13 protein-coding genes are annotated in these 16,422 nt (G+C 71.4%); 4 read left to right on the top strand and 9 right to left on the bottom strand.

Features of this window, described 5'->3' with window-relative positions; all coding sequences use genetic code 11:
• Positions 1 to 148: 148 nt before the first annotated feature.
• From ACLJQF_RS16665 to ACLJQF_RS16655, 3 genes are all read right to left on the bottom strand, one after another.
• A complete protein-coding gene (locus ACLJQF_RS16665; protein WP_410609627.1) occupies positions 149 to 3,895 on the bottom strand; it encodes an ABC transporter ATP-binding protein in 3,747 nt (1,248 codons plus the stop codon).
• Between the two features lie 105 nt (positions 3,896 to 4,000).
• Positions 4,001 to 4,888: an ABC transporter permease subunit gene (locus tag ACLJQF_RS16660; protein WP_410609626.1), complete on the bottom strand. Its 888-nt coding sequence runs from the start codon at positions 4,886 to 4,888 to the stop codon at positions 4,001 to 4,003.
• Entirely contained in the window at positions 4,888 to 5,958 is a 1,071-nt protein-coding gene (locus ACLJQF_RS16655) for an ABC transporter ATP-binding protein (protein ID WP_410609624.1), read from the bottom strand. Before ACLJQF_RS16655 ends, ACLJQF_RS16660 begins: the two co-directional genes overlap by 1 nt.
• A gap of 445 nt (positions 5,959 to 6,403) precedes the next feature.
• On the opposite strand from ACLJQF_RS16655, the gene ACLJQF_RS16650 reads away from it, so the two are divergent.
• The gene (locus tag ACLJQF_RS16650) at positions 6,404 to 7,081 is read left to right on the top strand and encodes a response regulator transcription factor (protein WP_410609623.1); all 678 of its coding nucleotides are present in this window, start codon (positions 6,404 to 6,406) and stop codon (positions 7,079 to 7,081) included.
• 199 nt (positions 7,082 to 7,280) lie between these two features.
• Here the strand turns inward: ACLJQF_RS16650 and ald are convergent, their stop codons facing one another.
• Positions 7,281 to 8,396 (bottom strand): alanine dehydrogenase, encoded by a 1,116-nt coding sequence (gene ald / locus ACLJQF_RS16645; protein ID WP_410609622.1) that lies wholly within the window; start codon positions 8,394 to 8,396, stop codon positions 7,281 to 7,283.
• 172 nt (positions 8,397 to 8,568) lie between these two features.
• On the opposite strand from ald, the gene ACLJQF_RS16640 reads away from it, so the two are divergent.
• On the top strand, positions 8,569 to 9,504 hold the full coding sequence (locus tag ACLJQF_RS16640) for a zinc-binding dehydrogenase (RefSeq protein WP_410609620.1): 936 nt from the start codon (positions 8,569 to 8,571) through the stop codon (positions 9,502 to 9,504).
• Positions 9,505 to 9,540: 36 nt separating this feature from the next.
• Complete coding sequence (locus ACLJQF_RS16635; RefSeq protein ID WP_410609618.1) at positions 9,541 to 9,759, top strand: hypothetical protein; 219 nt, start codon at positions 9,541 to 9,543, stop codon at positions 9,757 to 9,759.
• A gap of 74 nt (positions 9,760 to 9,833) precedes the next feature.
• On the opposite strand, the gene ACLJQF_RS16630 is transcribed toward ACLJQF_RS16635, so the two are convergent.
• The 4 genes from ACLJQF_RS16630 to ACLJQF_RS16615 all read right to left on the bottom strand — a co-directional run bounded on the left by ACLJQF_RS16630 (position 9,834) and on the right by ACLJQF_RS16615 (position 13,988).
• On the bottom strand, positions 9,834 to 10,754 hold the full coding sequence (locus ACLJQF_RS16630) for a zinc metalloprotease (protein ID WP_410609617.1): 921 nt from the start codon (positions 10,752 to 10,754) through the stop codon (positions 9,834 to 9,836).
• A gap of 164 nt (positions 10,755 to 10,918) precedes the next feature.
• On the bottom strand, positions 10,919 to 12,475 hold the full coding sequence (locus tag ACLJQF_RS16625; protein WP_410609616.1) for a PucR family transcriptional regulator: 1,557 nt from the start codon (positions 12,473 to 12,475) through the stop codon (positions 10,919 to 10,921).
• Positions 12,476 to 12,643: 168 nt separating this feature from the next.
• A complete protein-coding gene (locus ACLJQF_RS16620; RefSeq protein WP_410609614.1) occupies positions 12,644 to 13,060 on the bottom strand; it encodes a hypothetical protein in 417 nt (138 codons plus the stop codon).
• 49 nt (positions 13,061 to 13,109) lie between these two features.
• Entirely contained in the window at positions 13,110 to 13,988 is an 879-nt protein-coding gene (locus tag ACLJQF_RS16615; protein WP_410609612.1) for a hypothetical protein, read from the bottom strand.
• Between the two features lie 301 nt (positions 13,989 to 14,289).
• Here ACLJQF_RS16615 and ACLJQF_RS16610 point away from each other — a divergent pair, with 301 nt between their 5' ends.
• Positions 14,290 to 14,691 (top strand): hypothetical protein, encoded by a 402-nt coding sequence (locus tag ACLJQF_RS16610; protein ID WP_410609610.1) that lies wholly within the window; start codon positions 14,290 to 14,292, stop codon positions 14,689 to 14,691.
• 82 nt (positions 14,692 to 14,773) lie between these two features.
• Here the strand turns inward: ACLJQF_RS16610 and rdmE are convergent, their stop codons facing one another.
• On the bottom strand, positions 14,774 to 16,324 hold the full coding sequence (gene rdmE, locus ACLJQF_RS16605) for an aklavinone 12-hydroxylase RdmE (protein ID WP_410609608.1): 1,551 nt from the start codon (positions 16,322 to 16,324) through the stop codon (positions 14,774 to 14,776).
• Positions 16,325 to 16,422: the final 98 nt, after the last annotated feature.

Genomic DNA, 16,422 nt, shown 5'->3' with positions numbered 1-16,422 from the left:
TCGTGCGCAAGAGGTCAACACCCGTGATGGGGAGGTCAACTCGCGTGATTGAGAGGTCAACTCGCGTGATTGGAGGGTCGACACGGCGGAACTCGGCCGATCCGGCGTGTCGACCTCTCAATCACGCGTGTCGACCCTTTCCGCACGGTCAGCCGAGGGACCAGAGGCGGGCGTAGTGGCCGTTGGTGGCCAGGAGTTCGGCGTGGGTTCCGGTTTCGACTATCCGGCCGTGGTCGAGGACCACGATGCGGTCGGCGCGGGCCGCGGTGGCCAGGCGGTGGGCGACCACGAACGTCGTGCGGCGGCGGGCGACCGTCTCCGTTGCGCGCAGGACCGCTGCCTCCGTCGAGGGGTCGAGGGCTGCGGTGGCCTCGTCCAGGAGGAGGACGTCCGGGTCGACCAGCTCTGCCCGGGCCAGGGCCACCAGCTGGCGCTGGCCCGCCGACAGCGAGCGGCCGCGCTCGCCCACCGGCTGCAGGAAGCCCGATGACAGGGCCGCGACGCCGTCGAGCGCGCCCACCGCGCGGACCGCCGCCTCGACCTCCGCGTCGGTGGCCGATGGGCGGCCGTAGCGGACGTTGTCCGCCACCGTGCCCGAGAACAGGTGCGCCTCCTGCGGCACCACGCCCATCCGGCGGCGCATCCCGGCCAGCTCGAACTCGCGGACGTCCGTGCCGTCGATCCGGACCTCGCCGCCGGTGACGTCGTAGTAGCGCGCCACCAGCTTCACCGCCGTCGACTTGCCCGCGCCGGTCGCGCCGACCAACGCGATCGTCTCCCCGGCCGCGACGTCCAGCGAGAACTGCTCCAGCGCCTTGCTCTCGGCACCGGCGTAGGCGAAGTCGACCTCCTTGAACGAGACTTCGCCGCGTAGCCGAGGCGGCACCGCGACCGCGTTCGCCGCCGCCGGCACCGACGTCGGCGTCCGCAGCAGGTCGCCGATCCGGTTCAGGCCGACGCTCGCCTGCTGGTAGCCGTCGAACACCGCCGACAGCTGCTGGATCGGCGAGAAGAACTGCTGCAGGTACAGCAGGAACGCGAGCAACACGCCGGCCGACAGGGTGCCCGCCGAGACACGGTTCGCGCCCACCACCAGCACCGTCGTGGTCGCCAGGTCCGACAGCAGCGCCACCAGCGGGAAGTACGTCGCCACGTACCGCTGGGCCCGCAGCCGCGAGCGCCGGTAGTCGTCGCTGCGTGAAGCGAACGCCTCCGCGGAGCGGTCTTCGCGCGTGTACGCCTGCGCGACCCGCAGCCCGCTGACGTTCTCCTGCATGTCCGCATTCACGACACTGACCCGCTCGCGGGCCTCGTTGTACGCCTTCGACGCCGACCGCCGGAAAATCACCGTGGCCACCGCCAGCACCGGCATCATCGCCAGCGCGTACAACGCCAGCCCGGCGTCGGTGACCAGCAGCGCGGCGGTGATCCCGGCCAGCGTCAGCGCGCTGACGACCGCGGTGGCCAGCCCGGTCTGCAGGAACGTCGAGAGGGCGTCGACGTCCGTCGTCATCCGGGTCATGATCTTCCCGGACAGCTCCCGCTCGTAGTAGTCGAGCCCGAGCCGCTGCAGGTGCGCGTAGCTGCGGACGCGCAGCGCGTACAGCACCGTCTCGCCGACCCGCGACGTCAGCCGCGTCTGCGCGAAGACCACCAGCCAGTCGGCCGCGATCACCGCGGCGCCGATCCCGGCGGCCAGCCAGATCACCCACTCGACGCCGGTCCGCACGCCGTGGTCGACGCCGAACTGGTAGAGCCCCGGCAGCGCGATCGACGCCAGCGCGTCCGCCGCCACCAGCGCGATCACCAGGGCGAGTGGCCGTCGGACCGGCCGCAGCAGCCCGGCCAGCCGGAACTTCGGGTCGGGCGCGGTGACGTCCACGCCGGGCAGGAGCGGCTCGTCGGCGGCGGGCGGGAGTTTGCGCACGCCCTCGACCAGCTCCGGTGTCGGCGGCACGTCGAGGCCGCCGCCCCCGCCGGCGAACCCGCTGCTGTTCGGGTCGCCGCTGCGCATCCGCGCGGCTTCGGCCAGTGCGTCGACTTCGTCGCGGCTCTCGTCACGCGGCCACAGCGACGGTGTGACCCCGTCCTGGCCGAAGTCCAGGCCCTCGCAGCGGTGCTTCTCCTCGACGTCGTCGCCCGGGCCCGCGACCAGTTCGCGGAACAGCGGGCAACGCGCCATCAGCTCCGCTTCGGTGCCGACGTCGACGACGCGGCCTTCGTCCAGCACCGCGATCCGGTCGGCCAGGGCGAGGGTGGACCGCCGGTGCGCGATCAGCAGGGTGGTCCGGGTCGCGGTGACCGACCGCAGCGTGTCGTGGATCGCCGCTTCGGTGACGGTGTCGATGGCCGACGTCGCGTCGTCGAGGACCAGGATCCGCGGGTCGGTGATCAACGCCCTGGCCAGCCCGAGCCGTTGCCGCTGCCCGCCCGAGAGCGTCAGCCCGCGCTCGCCGACCAGCGTGTCGTAGCCGCCGGGCAGGGCGCGGATGAAGCCGTCCGCCTCCGCGGCCCGCGCGGCCGCGACGACCTCCTCGTCGGTGGCGTCCGGACGGCCGTAGGCGATGTTGTCGCGGATCGAGGAGGAGAACAGGAACGCCTCCTCGAACACCACGCCGATCGCCTGCCGCAGCTGCCGCAGCGGGACGTCTCGGATGTCGAGACCGCCGACCCGCACCGCACCCTCGTGCACGTCGTAGAACCGGGGCAGCAGCAGGGAAATCGTCGACTTCCCCGAACCCGCGGTGCCGACCAGCGCAAGGGTCTCGCCCGGGTTCGCGGTGACCGAAAGGCCGTCCAGCACCGGTTCGCTGCGCGTGTAGCCGAACCGGACGCCGTCGAGCTCCACGCCCAGCGGCCCCGCCGGCAGCGGCCGCGCGTCCGGCGCGTCGACGACCTCGGGCTGCGCGTCGATCAGCTCGTACACCCGCTCGGCGCCGGCGCGGGTCAGCTGGGCCTGCACGACCAGGCCCGACAGCATCCGGGCCGGGCCGATCAGCGTCGCGAGGTAGGTGGCGAAGGCCAGGAACGTGCCGAGCGTGATGGACCCGTTCAGCGCGAGGACACCGCCGATGCCGAGCACGGCGACCTGACCGGCGGCCGGCAGGGCGGCGGTGGTCGCCGTCGGGACCGCCGACAGCTTCGCCGCGCGAAGCCGCTCGCCGAACAACTTGCGCGCGGTCGCTTCCAGTTTCGAGACTTCCCGCGCCTCCTGGCCGAAGCCCTTGACCACCCGGACGCCGGTGACGGTCTCTTCGACCTGCTGCGCGACGTCGGCCGCGCGCTGCTGCGCCGACCACGTCGCCGGGAAGAGGCGCTTGCGGCTGCGCGCCACGATGATGCCGACCGCGGGCGTGACGACCAGCGCGATCAGCGTCAGCACCGGGGACAGCCACAGCATCGCGACGAACGACAGCAGCGCGAAGACCACCGAGCCGAACGACAGCGGGACCTGCATCAGGATCCCGGTCACCAGCTGCAGGTCGGAGATCGCGCGTGACGCGACCTGGCCGGTGCGCAGCGCGTCCTGCTTGCCGCCGTCCAGCCGTGAAACGGCGTTGAAGACGCGCTGGCGCAGATCGTGCTGCACGTCGAGGGCGAGCTTCCCGCCGAGGTAGCGGCGCGCGAACGCGGTGCCGAACGCGATCAGCTGCAGCACGACCAGGAAGACGGCGATCCCGGGCAGCCCACCGGTCTGCCCGGCCACCGCGTCGTCCACCGCCGTGCGCACCAGCAGGGGGGTCGCGGCCTGCACGCCGACACCGAACGCGGCGGCGAGCAGCGACAGCACGACGAGCACGCGGTGCTCCCACGCCGCGGCGGACAGCCGGCGGATCCAGCCGGCTGTCTCGGTGGGTGGGAGCTCTTGACGGGAGCGGGGCGGAGCGACGGTCACGTTGTGACAGTAAGCGCCACCACTGACAAAATATTTCCTCGAAGTTCGTGAAGGCCACCTTGAGGAACTACAAGTTCCTCAAGGTGGCCTTCACGAACCATGGAACTACGTGATGTCGCGCTTCTGGTTGCCCGCCCAGCCGAGGCCGAAGAAGACCATCGTCCAGGCGAAGAAGATCAGCGCCGAAGCCCACCACGAGAGCACGCCGGGTGCGCCCGCCGTCAGCTGCAGCACCAGCTGCGAACCGGAGTCCACGCTGGCCGGCAGATTGAGCGAGTTGAACCCGAAGGCGTCCGCCGCGATGCCGCCGACGATCCCGTTCGCGGTGCCGTTCGGCAGGATGCCGCCCAGGATGGTGACGTCGCCCCACAGCCAGAACGCGATCACCAGGACGTTTTCCAGGATCAGGAACCACACCATCAGCAGCACGACGGCCAGTGGCACGCTGCGCAGCACCGCGCCGAACCCGATGCCGAACAACGTCACCAGCGCCCCGGCCAGCACGGACCCGCCGAGCGCGGCCAGCCACTGGCCCGCGGTCGGCCAGCGGCCCGAGTCGACCGATGCCATGACCGCCAGCGCCGAGACACCGAAGCTGACCAAGCCGTAGATGGCGCCCCACGCGACGTAAGTGAGCATCTTCGCGGTCAGCGCCGAAACCCGGTTCGGCGCGGTGAGGAAGGTCGTCGTGATCGTCTTGTTGCGGTACTCGCCGGCCAGCGCGAAGACGCCGAACAACGCCGGGACGAGCTGCGCGATGTTCACGCCGTGCGCCAGCGCCAGCAGCCCCACCGGGATCTGGTTCGGATCGAGGCCGACCATTTCGGTGACCTGCCGGGCGTCCTTCGACCCGAGGAAGTCCGCGAAGTTGTTCGTGAGGCTGCCCCACGCGAAGGTCAGCCAGAACGCCACCAGCGCCAGCGGGATCAGCAGCACCCACCACGTGTTCAAGGTGAGCGTCTTGCGGAACTCCGCCTTGATCAGGTTGCCCATCACTGTTGCGGTCCTCCCCAGTACTGCTGTTGCTGCTGCGGACCCGACGGCGGCCCCTGCTGGTAGTGCTGCTGCTGCGGCGGGTAACCGGGCGGCGGCCCCTGCTGGTACTGCGGCTGCGGCGGGTAACCCGCCTGCTGCGGCGGCTGACCCGGCGCGCCGGTGTACTGACCCTGCGTCAGCTGGAAGAACATCCGCTCCAGGTCGGCGTGCTCCTCCTGCATCCCGTAGACGGCGATCCCGGCCTTCGCGGCGATGTCACCGATCTGCTGGACGCTCGACCCGGCGACCGCGACCCGGCCGTCCGGCGTCGGCGAAACACCGGTGATGCCGTTGTCCTGCAACGCCTTCACCAGCGCCGACGGGTCCGCCGGCTGCACCAGGACCCGCGACTGCTGGCCCTTGCGCAGCTGCTCCAGCGGGCCGTAGTACCGCGTGAGGCCCTGGCTGATGATGACGACCTGGTCGATCAGCTGCTCGACCTCGTTGAGCAGGTGGCTCGACACCAGCACCGTCCGCCGCTGCTCCCGCGCGTAGGAGCGCAGGAAGTTGCGCAGCCACAGGATGCCTTCGGGGTCGAGGCCGTTCGTCGGCTCGTCGAGCACCAGCACCTGCGGGTCGCCCAGCAGCGCCGTCGCCAGCGCCAGCCGCTGCCGCATGCCGAGCGAGAACCCGCCCGCCTTCCGGTCCGCGGCGCTGCCCAGGCCGACCAGGCCGAGCACCTCGTCCGCGCGCCGGTCCGGCACGCCGATGGCCGCGGCGTACACCCGGAGGTGGTTGCGCGCCGTCCGGCCCGGGTGGAACCCCTCGTTCTCCAGGACCGAGCCCACCACCCGCGCCGGGTTGCCCAGCTGCGAGTGCGGCCGCCCGTTGATCGTCGCCGTCCCCGATGTGGGTGTCACCAACCCGAGCAACATGCGCAACGTAGTCGTCTTGCCGGCGCCGTTCGGGCCGAGAAAGCCCGTCACCGAACCAGGTTCGACCGTGAAGCTGAGGTTCTGCACGGCGTTCACGGCGCCGAACCGCTTGCTCAGGTTCTGCACCACAATCCGGCCACTGCCGTCGTGCATACCGTCCCCTAACGTTCCCCGCTGATGCGGCGTCATCCTGCCCTACCGGCGGCGCTCGCGCGCACGGAACGCCCGAGAGCGACCTTCGTCACTTTCCGCAACCGGCCGATGGCGGACTCGGCGGCGCTGACCAGAGGATTCGCGATCTTCCGGCGATCAACTTGGTAAAGAATTCGTGCGACTTGCCGACCCGGTGCAGCGCGAAGGGCCCGAGCCCTCTAAGCTAGGAATCGGCGGCCCGCTCCCAGTGACCCCCAGGCTGGTCGAGCGGGTCGCCCCTTCGTCTCTGCATCGCGGCTTCGCCGCTCATGTCGACTCCGTCGTATCTCCCGGGGGCCGAGCCCCCGGACCCCCACGGTGCCTCTCGTGCGGCTATCGGGTCTGCCGCGTTGTGGGGCGTGCGGCTGTTTGCCGTGTTGTTGCAGGTCTGTGGCATCGTTGCGCGATGCGGATCTTGCTCGTGGAGGATGAACGGCGGCTGGCTGAGGCGCTGCGGGCCGGGTTGACCGCTGAGGGGTACGCCGTCGATGTCGCCCACAACGGGCGGGATGCCCTCTGGTATGCCACCGAGCATCCCTATGCCGCCATCGTCCTGGACATCATGCTGCCGGGGCTGAACGGGTACCGCGTCTGTCGCCGGCTGCGGGAGCAGGGGAATGGCACTCCTATCCTGATGCTCACCGCCAAGGATGGCGAGGACGACGAGATCGAAGCCCTTGATACCGGGGCCGACGATTTCCTCCCCAAGCCCTTCTCCTACGGCGTCCTTCTCTCCCGCCTGCGCGCTCTTATCCGCCGCGGCGGAGCCACCCGGCCGGGCGTGCTCAAGCTCGGGGACCTCGAACTCGACCAGGCCAGCCGGAGCTGCCGGCGCGGTACGGCCGACATCACGCTCACCGGCAAGGAGTTCGCCCTCCTCTCCTACCTCATGCAGCGGCCCGGGCAGGTCGTCACCAAGGCCGAACTGCTCGACAACCTCTGGGATTTCGCCGCTTCCGCGACGGCCAACCTGGTGGAGGTGCACGTCAGCGCGCTGCGGCGCAAGATCGACGTCCCGTTCGGGGCCGAGACCATCCGGACGGTCCGTGGTGCCGGTTACCACGTCGTGACCGCGGGTGCCTGACTTCTGGCGCTCGACCCGGTTCCGCGTCGCCGACATCGCCTTCGCCGCGTCCGCGTGGCGCTCGGGGCCGTGTCGTGTGGTTCGTCCTGCAGGCGTGCGGCCGCCTCGAGAACGCCGCCACGCAGCTTCGTCGTTTGCCGGAAGAAAGGGGAGCGGGCTCCTGCCGCGGTGCGACAGGAACCCGCTCGGGTGAGGTAGGTCAGGCGAGGACGGTGTCCAGCGGCGTGTGCGGCAGGTCGTGGGCCACCGCGACCGGGCCGTTCGTCAGTGCGCCGTCGTGCGTGTTGAGGCCCTTGGCCAGCGCGGCGTCGGCCTGCAGCGCGGCCTTCCAGCCGTGCTCGGCCAGCTGGACCGCGTAGGGCAGCGTGACGTTCGTGAGGCCGTAGGTCGACGTCCGCGGCACCGCGCCCGGCATGTTCGCGACGCAGTAGAAGAGCGACTCGTGCACGGTGTAGGTCGGGTCGTCGTGCGTGGTCGGGCGCGAGTCGGCGAAGCAGCCGCCCTGGTCGATCGCGATGTCGACGAGCACGCTGCCCGGCTTCATGCGGGCCACCAGGTCGTTCGAGACCAGCTTCGGCGCCTTCGCGCCGGGGACGAGCACCGCGCCGATGACCAGGTCGGCCTGCAGCACGGACTCCTCGACCGAGAGCCGGTTCGACGTCACCGTGCGGATGCGGCCGCCGAAGTCGTTGTCGATCTGGCGGAGGCGGTCGACGTTGGTGTCCAGGATCTCGACGTCCGAGCCGAGGCCGAGCGCGACGCGGGCGGCGTTGAGGCCCGCGACGCCGCCGCCGATGACGACGACGCGCGCCGGGTGCACGCCGGGGATGCCGCCGGGCAGCACCCCGCGGCCGCCGCTGGGCTTCATCAGGGAGAACGCGCCGACCTGGGGGGCCAGCCGGCCCGCGACCTCGGACATCGGGGCGAGCAGCGGGAGGGCACCGCTCGCGGTCTGGACCGTCTCGTAGGCGATCGCGGTGGTGCCGGCGGCCAGCAGCGCGTCGGTCAGCGGCCGGTCGGCGGCGATGTGCAGGTAGGTGAAGAGGACCTGGTCGCGCCGGAGATGTCCGTACTCCTCGGCGATGGGTTCCTTGACCTTGAGGACGAGCTCGCCCTCGGCCCAGGTCTCGTCGGCGGTGGCGAGGATCTTCGCGCCGGCGGAGACGTACTCCTCGTCGGTGATGGACGAGCCCGCCCCGGCACCGGTCTCGACGAAGACGTCGTGCCCGCGGCCGACCAGCTCGTGCACCCCGGCCGGGGTCAGTGCGACCCGGTATTCGTGCTTCTTGATTTCACGGGGAACGGCGATACGCACGGTCGGCCTCCTGGGTCGGTCTGCGTCCGGAATCGGTGCGGTGTTGCCACTCACGGTGAACCACCCGGTCGGCGGTGTCATCGTGCTGCCCGGACAATTCTGAGCGATATTCGTAGTGCTGTGGGGACAAGTCCCTTGACCTCGACTTCACTTGAAGTTGCACCGTGACGGCATGCGTGCGGTGTGGTTGAGAGAGTTCGGCGGTCCGGAGGTCCTGGTTCCGGGGGAGGCGCCGGAGCCGGTTCCCGGGCCGGGACAGGTGCTGGTGGAGATGGCGTTCGCGAACACCACGTTCGTCGAGACGCAGTTCCGGGCGGGTGCGCCGGGGCCGTTCCGGGCGTCGCTGCCGGTGATCCCGGGCAACGGCGTCGGCGGGGTGATCAGCGCGGTCGGCGCGGGGGTGGACCCCGGGCTGGCGGGGCAGCGGGTGGTCACGTCGACGGGCGGCTCGGGCGGGTACGCCGAGCGCGTCGCGGTGGCGGCGACGGCGGTGTTCGAGGTGCCGTCCGCGCTGTCGCTCGACGCGGCGGTGGCGCTCCTCGCGGACGGCCGGACGGCGACCGGCTTGGTGCATGCGACCAGCATCCGCCCGGGCGATCGAGTGCTGGTCGAAGCGGCGGCGGGTGGCGTCGGCGGCCTGCTGGTCCAGCTGGCGAAGGCGGCGGGAGCGACGGTGATCGGCGCGGCGGGCGGCCCGGCGAAGGTGGCGCACGTGCTCGGGGCCGACGCGGTGGTCGACTACCTGCGGCCGGACTGGACGTCCGCGGCCGGCGCCGTCGATGTCGTCTTCGACGGCGTGGGCGGCGAGATCGGCACGGCGGCCTTCGGGCTGCTGCGCCCGGGCGGCCGGATGGCGATGTACGGGCTGGCGGGCGGGTCGTGGGCCGAAGTGTCCGAAGAGGACGCTGCGGCGCGGGGGATCTCGCTGGTGCGCTCGATCGGGGGACCTTCGGAGATGCGGGCGTTCACGGAATCCGCGTTGGCCGCGGCTGCTGCGGGGACCTTGGTGCCGGTGATCGGGCAGCGCTTCCCGCTGGAGAAGGCGGCGGACGCCCACGCCGCGATCGAGTCGCGCACGACGGTGGGGAAGACGTTGCTGGTCGCATGATCGACGACTTCCTCTGCCCGCCCGCTCACAGCCCGGGTGGCCACGGACGGGCCGACGGTGCGGCCCATTTGGTACCTGTGGGAGGACGGCGCGTTCTGGATTCTCAGCGGCTCGTGGTCCCGCCTGCCGGCGCTTGTCCGCGAGCGGCCGCGGATCGCGCTGAGCGTGGATGTCTGCGAGCGCTATCTGGGGGCTGACGAAGAGCGGTGGGATCCGCGGTTCCGCGAGTACCTGCCCCTCCTCGGGGTGTCTTGAATGACTCATTCCTGGCGTGGGACGCCAGGAATGAGTCATTCAAGACACCGTGGCCGCCGCGGGAGGCGGAGGCTTCAGGCGCGGTACGCCGACCAAGCGCTGTTCATCCGCGTGGCCTGGCCCGCGGTGAACTCGTACATGCAGCTGTCGTAGCTGTAGTCCATGAAGTTGTGCACCGGGTCCTTGCCCGCCGCCGTGCAGGTGTCCTTGTTCGTCGGGCAGCCCGAGGTCGCCGTCGCTTCGGCCGGGGTGTCCGACACGTAGTCGCCCGAGCCGGAGCAGCCGCCCTGGAACGTGTGGTACAGCCCCATCCAGTGGCCGACCTCGTGGGTGGCCGTGTCGCCCTCGTTGAAGTTCGTCGCCGAGCGGCCCGGGAGGGACTCGTCCAGCAGGACCACGCCGTCCAGCTTCGGCTGCGAGCTGTAGTTCGACGGGAACGTCGCCCAGCCGAGCAGGTCGTCGCCGAGGTTGGCCGTGTAGACGTTCAGGGCGTTCTTGCCGCCCTTGCGCAGCGCGTTCTTCATGTTGCGCTCGGCCGAGGTGCCGTCGGTGATGCCGGTGTACCAGGTCGAGTTGTTCGTGTAGTCGGTGCTGACCAGCGAGAAGCTGAAGCCGCTCGACGCGTACGCGCTGTTCAGGACCGAGATCTGCTTGCTGATCGTCGACGCCGGCAGGTTGCCGGTCGAGCCGCTGGTGATCACGTGGAAGTACACCGGGATCGACACCGCGGCGGCCGCCTGGGCCGAGAACGCCATGCGCTTGCCGGCGAGCTTGCTCTGCATGTCCGCTTCGATGCGGGCCGCTTCCGCCGGGGACACCGAGTCGGCGTGGCCGTCCTTGCTGCGGTCCGCCGCGTGCGTGGGGGTGAAGCAGTCGCCGCTCGGCGCCGCGACGGCGCTTCCGGCTCCTGCGGCCGGGACGACCAGGGCGACCAGGGAGAGCGCGGACACCGCGCCCAGCTTGATGGCCTTACCGAACCGCTCCGAACTGCTCATGGAGGAACTCCTCTTGCAACGACCCGGCTACCCGGGGTGGTGAAGAGAAAATGCGGCACGCGATCTTCGGAATCCACCATCTTTCGGCTGGAAAAGACAATCGGAACGATCGGCGCGATCCATGCGGAGTAACGCATAAGTCAAACGTTGGGCCGAATGGCCCATCAGCTCCAGCGGACGGCGACGAGCTGGGTCAGCAGCGCCAGCCGGACGTCGGGGTCGTCGAGGTCCAGCGGCACCAGTTCCAGGAGCTTCCGCATCCGGTATCGCAGGGTGTTCGGGTGGATCCGCAGCTCCCGCGCCGCCGCCCGCGGGTCGCCGGGGTGTCGCAGCCACTCGTAGAGCGTCTCGACGTAGCCGGCCTTGCCCGTTTCGTCGTGCGCGCGCAGGGTGCTCAGCGGGCCGAGGTCGGCGACCCGGGCCGCGGACGCCGCCGTCGCGCCGCGGTGCAGCGTCAGCGCCGTCCAGGCCTCGTCGAAGGCGATCACGCGCTCGGCGAGGATTTCGGCGCGCAGCAGGCCGAGGGCTTCGTCGGCCTGAGCACGCGACGCCGAGAGGTCGCCGATCCCGCCGGGGGAGCCCGCCGCCGCACGCGGGGCTCCGCCGCGCCGGGACGCCGGTTGCGCGGCCAGGGCCTGCCGCAGCTCGGCCCAGCCGCCCGGCCCCGGGCGGTCCGGCACCACGGCGTAGAGCAGCCCGCCGAGCTCGGTCGCCACCGGCCGGCTGCCGATGCCCTGGGAGATCCGTTCGAGCAGGGCGAGCCGCAGGCCCTCGGCGTCGCGCCCGTCGCCGCCGGTGACCTCGATGACGACCACGCGGTGCGGCTCGTCGGACAGGTCCAGCTCCGCCATCGCCTTGCGCGGGTTCGCGTGGCCTTCGAGCACCGCGCGCAGCAGCTCGGCGGACGCGCGGCGCTGCGCGTCGGTGTACGCGCGGCGCCGCAGCAGGTGCAGCGCGACGACCGGGGCGGCGTCGGCGAAGGCGGCCGCGCGCTCGTCGGACACCGGCCCGGCGACCACCGCCCACATCGACCCGAGCAGCTCGCCGCCCATCCGGATCGGCACGATCAGCCGCGGCAGCGTGCCGTCGCGCTGGGCCGGGACGAAGATCGTCTGCCGGCCGCGGGACAGCTCGCGGAACACCCCGCGCGACCGGAACCGCGCGAGGACGTCGTCGGGGATGCGGCGGCCCATGATGGTGGCCACGCGCGCGGGGTCGGTCAGGTCCTGGCGCGCGGAGTAGGCGAGCACGCGCGAGTTGGTGTCCTCGATGGTCACCGGCGCGTCGACGACGCTCGCGACGGCGTCGGCCAGCCGGAACAGGTCGCCGGAACCGGGATCGAGGTCCTCCGACTCGTCGGCGAGGGCGTCCAGGACGGTCCGCAGCAGCCAGACGAGCTGTGCCCACGACGTCGCGGCGTGCACCTGGATCAGCGCGATCCCGCTGGCCTTCGCGGCCCGCTTCACCGCCGGTTTCGCGGCCAGCGGCGGCTTCAGCAGCACAGCGGCCGCGCCCTGCCCGGCGCTCTGCTTCACCAGTTCGGCGGCGTCTTCGGGCCCGGTCGTGGCGACGCCGAGCACCAGGTCGCCGGCGGACAGCGTGAGCGCCCCGCCGGGTTCGGCGATGACGACGTCGGCGACCGCGGGCGAGTCTTCGGGCACCTGGAGCGCGTGGAGCAGCGTCGGCCCCACCCGGTCGACCACGCTGCGCACCGAAACCACGCGAGCATTCTCGCCGAGAAACCGGGGGACGGCTCGGCAGGGTCGCCGAGGTGGGCGAAGCCCGGCGGATCTGATCGGCCGGGCTGTCTCCGGTGGAAACCCGGTGCTCAGCCGGGCCTGCCGGGGCGGCGGCGGGCGGACGCACCGCCCCGGCAGGCGTTCAGGGGGTCAGAGCTCCAGGCTCTTGACCACGCGGCGCGCGCCGGCGAAGAGCATGCCGATGTTCACCGACTTCGGGCAGACCACGACCGCGACCACGTCGGCGTTCTGGTTGTTGCGGATGAACAGGTGGGTCAGGTTGGCGCTGTTGACCAGGATTTCCTGGAAGTAGTGCTCGCTGCTGGCGACCCCGCGGCGCTCCTTGAAGACGTCCTCGATCATCACGACCGTGCGGCCCTGGAACAGGTCGAGCGTCGCCCCGGCCAGCAGGTCCAGCACTTCGGGTGGGTGGGCGTCGGTGGTCTCGACGGCCAGCAGCATGCCGGTGGCCAGGTCGACGACGCCGGAAGCCAGGCAGTCGGGCACCTCCTGCCGCATCCGCTTCACCATGAGGCTCATCTGGTCGGACAGGGACTTGCCCAGCACGGCGGTTCTCCTTCTTCCGGGGGTGAGTGGGTTTCAGCAGGCGGGGCTGTCACCGTCCACGCGGGACGTCGTCGCGGGGCCCGGCCCGGATGCGGTTGAGCAGCCGGGGCAGCACCTGCCAGCCGGACGGCCGCCGCAGGTCGTCCACGACGCCGCTCGCGCCGGGATCGCGCCGCGGCAGGGGCGGCCGTGGATCCGTGACGACCGCCGCGCCGGTCTCCCGGGGGCGCGGCCGGAGGGGAGCGAGCGATCCCGCGGTGCCGCCGGGCACGCCGTCGGCGATGGTGAGCAGCCCGTCGCCGACCATTCTGGACACCTCGACCGTCACCGGGAAGACGTTGCGGCCCAACAGGAACGCGATGTCCCGGGCACTGCGTCGGCCGTCGGCGCGGCTGATGATGGCGCGACGCGTGCTGCTCAGCGCCGGGTTCGCGCCGGAGGCGGCGGCGAGGCGTTCCCGGTGCGGGGACACCGGCGTGGGCAGCGACGCGAGTGCGTCGAGCCGCCGCGCGGTTTCGGCCAGCAGCCGGTCGAGTTCGATACCCGGGCTGATCGGCAGCGGCACGTCCAGCGGGTCGGGGTCGACGGCGTACTCGTCGATGGTGCCCGCGACGATGACGAAGGCGCCGTCCTGCGCGGCCATCGTGGCGACCAGCCGCAGTTCCGTGCCGCCGATCCCGTGCGGGGCGCCGCCGGCGCGCAGGACCGCCGACCAGGCCGGCTCGCTGATCCGGCCCGACCGCAGCAGCAGCGTGTCCGTCCGGGGCGCACCCGGGCTGTCGACCGCCGCCACGGCACCTTCGCGCAGGTGAACCACGCCGCCGGGGTGGCCGGCGAGGTACAGCGAACCGGTGATCCGGTCGGCCCGGCACGCGCCCAGCGCATGGGCGAGGAAGCCGAACGAAGACCGGGCTCGGGTATCGCTCACTGCGCTCCTGTGATTTCGGGAATGCCGGACCCGTCGATCGTTCGCGGGGCCGGAGAGGCGCCGACTCTATTTGATCCCGGCGCGGGTTCCCAGCCGGTTCCCCCATTCATCGCAATGGTGGAAAACTCCTGCCGGAAAGGGCTGGAGAGCGAAAGAAACCGCCAGAGATGCCGAGGGTTTCCGTGGTGACAAGGGAAACTGGCCCCGGTGCAGGGGCGGATCGGGCGTATGGCATCCTCTCGCGATCGACCGGAAGGTTTCGCCGAGAAAGTGCGAGGTGGTCAGCTTGTACGGACGTGACGTGGCGGAATGGCAAAAGATGATCGATGAGGGCAAGGCGATTCTGATCGCCCGCGCGGTCGTGGACCGGACGACTTCCTTCGGCGAATTCGCCACCGCGCTGATCCGGCGGACCGGGGTGCCCGGGTTCGATTTCACCACCAGCGCCGGCCGCGCGAGCATGGCCTACCTGCTCGACCGCATCTCCGAAGCCGCGTTCGACGAGGCGGGCGGGCGGCTGCTCGGTGCGTTGGTCCGGAACCTCGGCGCCGACGACGCCGGGCCCGGCTTCTACCGGCTCGCGAGCAGCAAGGGCCTGCCCGTGCCCCGGACGCGCGGCGGACGTCAGTTGTTCTGGGCCCAGCACGTCCGGGAGCTGCACGAACACTTCGCGGGGGTCGGCAGGCGGCCCGCGGCGGGATGATCAGAGGTCTTGAATGACTCATTCAGGTCTTCGGAGGTCCTGAATGAGTCATTCAAGACTTTTGGTCCGGGTCGGCGCGACCCTAGCGGGACAGGACCGCTGTCAGGACCCGCCACAGCTCGCCGGCCGGGTCGCCGGTCGGCTCCGCGGACCGCCACGCGACGACGCCGTCCGGCCGCACCAGCGAGGCGCCGCCCGTCGCCAGGCCGTACCGGGTGGCGAAGACGTCCTCGTCGATCACGTGACTGTCGAGGCGGACGCCCAGCTCCGCCGCGATGTCCGCCGCGGCCGGCTGCCACCGCGTGCCGTCGCCCGCGCACAGCAGCACCCACGAGCGCCCCAGAAGATCCACAGTGGACGCCAGGCCGGGCGCCCGGAAGCCGGGCCGCCCGGTCGGGGCCTGCACGTTCTCGACGCGCTCGCCGTCGTCCGGCTCCTCCGAGAGCACCGCAGTCGAGCGGTAGCGGAACCCGAGCAGGATCGCGAGCTGGTCCTCGGCCTTCGTCAGCCCGGAGACGTCGAGGCCGGGGTGCATGCGCTGCTTCATGTTGTGCAGCGACGTGTCGATGACCATCCGCGCGATCGGCTTCCGCTCGGCTTCGTAGGTGTCGAGCAGGGCCGGGCCCGCTTCACCGCGCAGCACCGCGGCCAGTTTCCACGCGATGTCCGCGGCGTCGCCGACCGCCGTGTTGCCACCCATCCCGCCGGTCGGCGGGGTCACCTTCGCCGCGTCGCCGATCAGGAAGACCCGCCCGGCGCGGAAGTGGTCGGCGAGCCGTGCGGCGACCTCCCACGAGCCCGTCCAGACGATCTCCGGGTCCAGTTCCGGCAGGTCGGTGGCGGCGCGGATCATCGCGACGAGCCGGTCGTGGGTGAAGTCGGCCGGGCTTTCCCCGCGGTCCGGGAAGTAGTCCGGGGCGAAGACGTACCGGTTCGGCACGTCGGTGGTGACGAACCCGGCGGTGAAGTCCGGGTGCTGCAGGTAGAACAGGTCGGACAGGCCGGGGTGGACGCGGTCGCCGAGGTCGGCGTCGAACACCACGCCGAGGCAGTGGCTCAGCGCGTCCATCCCGGTGGTCCCGATGCCGAGCCGCTGCCGGATCCCGCTGCGTCCGCCGTCGGCGGCGACGACGTAGTCCGCGCGCACCACCGTTTCCGCGCCGGAGTCGCGGTGGCGCAGCGTCGCGGTGACGCCGTCGCCGTCCGGCACCAGCTCGGTGAGCTCGGTCCGGAACCGCACCCGCGCGCCCGCCTTTTCCGCGTGTGCCAGCAGGATCGGCTCCACGACGTCCTGGCCGGCCATGCCGGCGGGCAGCGTCGTCGAGGCCGAGACGTCGAACTCGCTGCCGTCCTGGACGAGCCGGTGCAGCACCCGGCCGGCCAGGCTGGTCGCGACGGTGATCCGCAGCCCCTGTGACGCCCGCGGGCTCGCCGCCAGCACGTCGCCGTCGATTCCCGCCCAGTGGAACAACTCCATCGTGCGCCAGCTCTGCCCGGCGGCGCGCGAGTGGACCGACGTCCCCGCGTGCCGCTCGACGGTCAGTACGTCCACTCCGGCCTGCGCCAGGAAGAGCGACGCCGACAGTCCGCCCAATCCGCCCCCGACGACCAGCACCTGAACCCGCTCGGTCATGACTTACTCCCCGTTCGTGAATCTCACTTGATGAATATCTTAGACACAAAGAGATCTGATTGGCAAGGCAACTCCGCTCCCAGGAGATGGGAAGGGTT

The organism is Amycolatopsis sp. lyj-109, from assembly GCF_046548995.1.
In the GTDB taxonomy this organism is placed as follows: domain Bacteria; phylum Actinomycetota; class Actinomycetes; order Mycobacteriales; family Pseudonocardiaceae; genus Amycolatopsis.
This window is presented reverse-complemented; position numbering and strand designations above follow the sequence as displayed.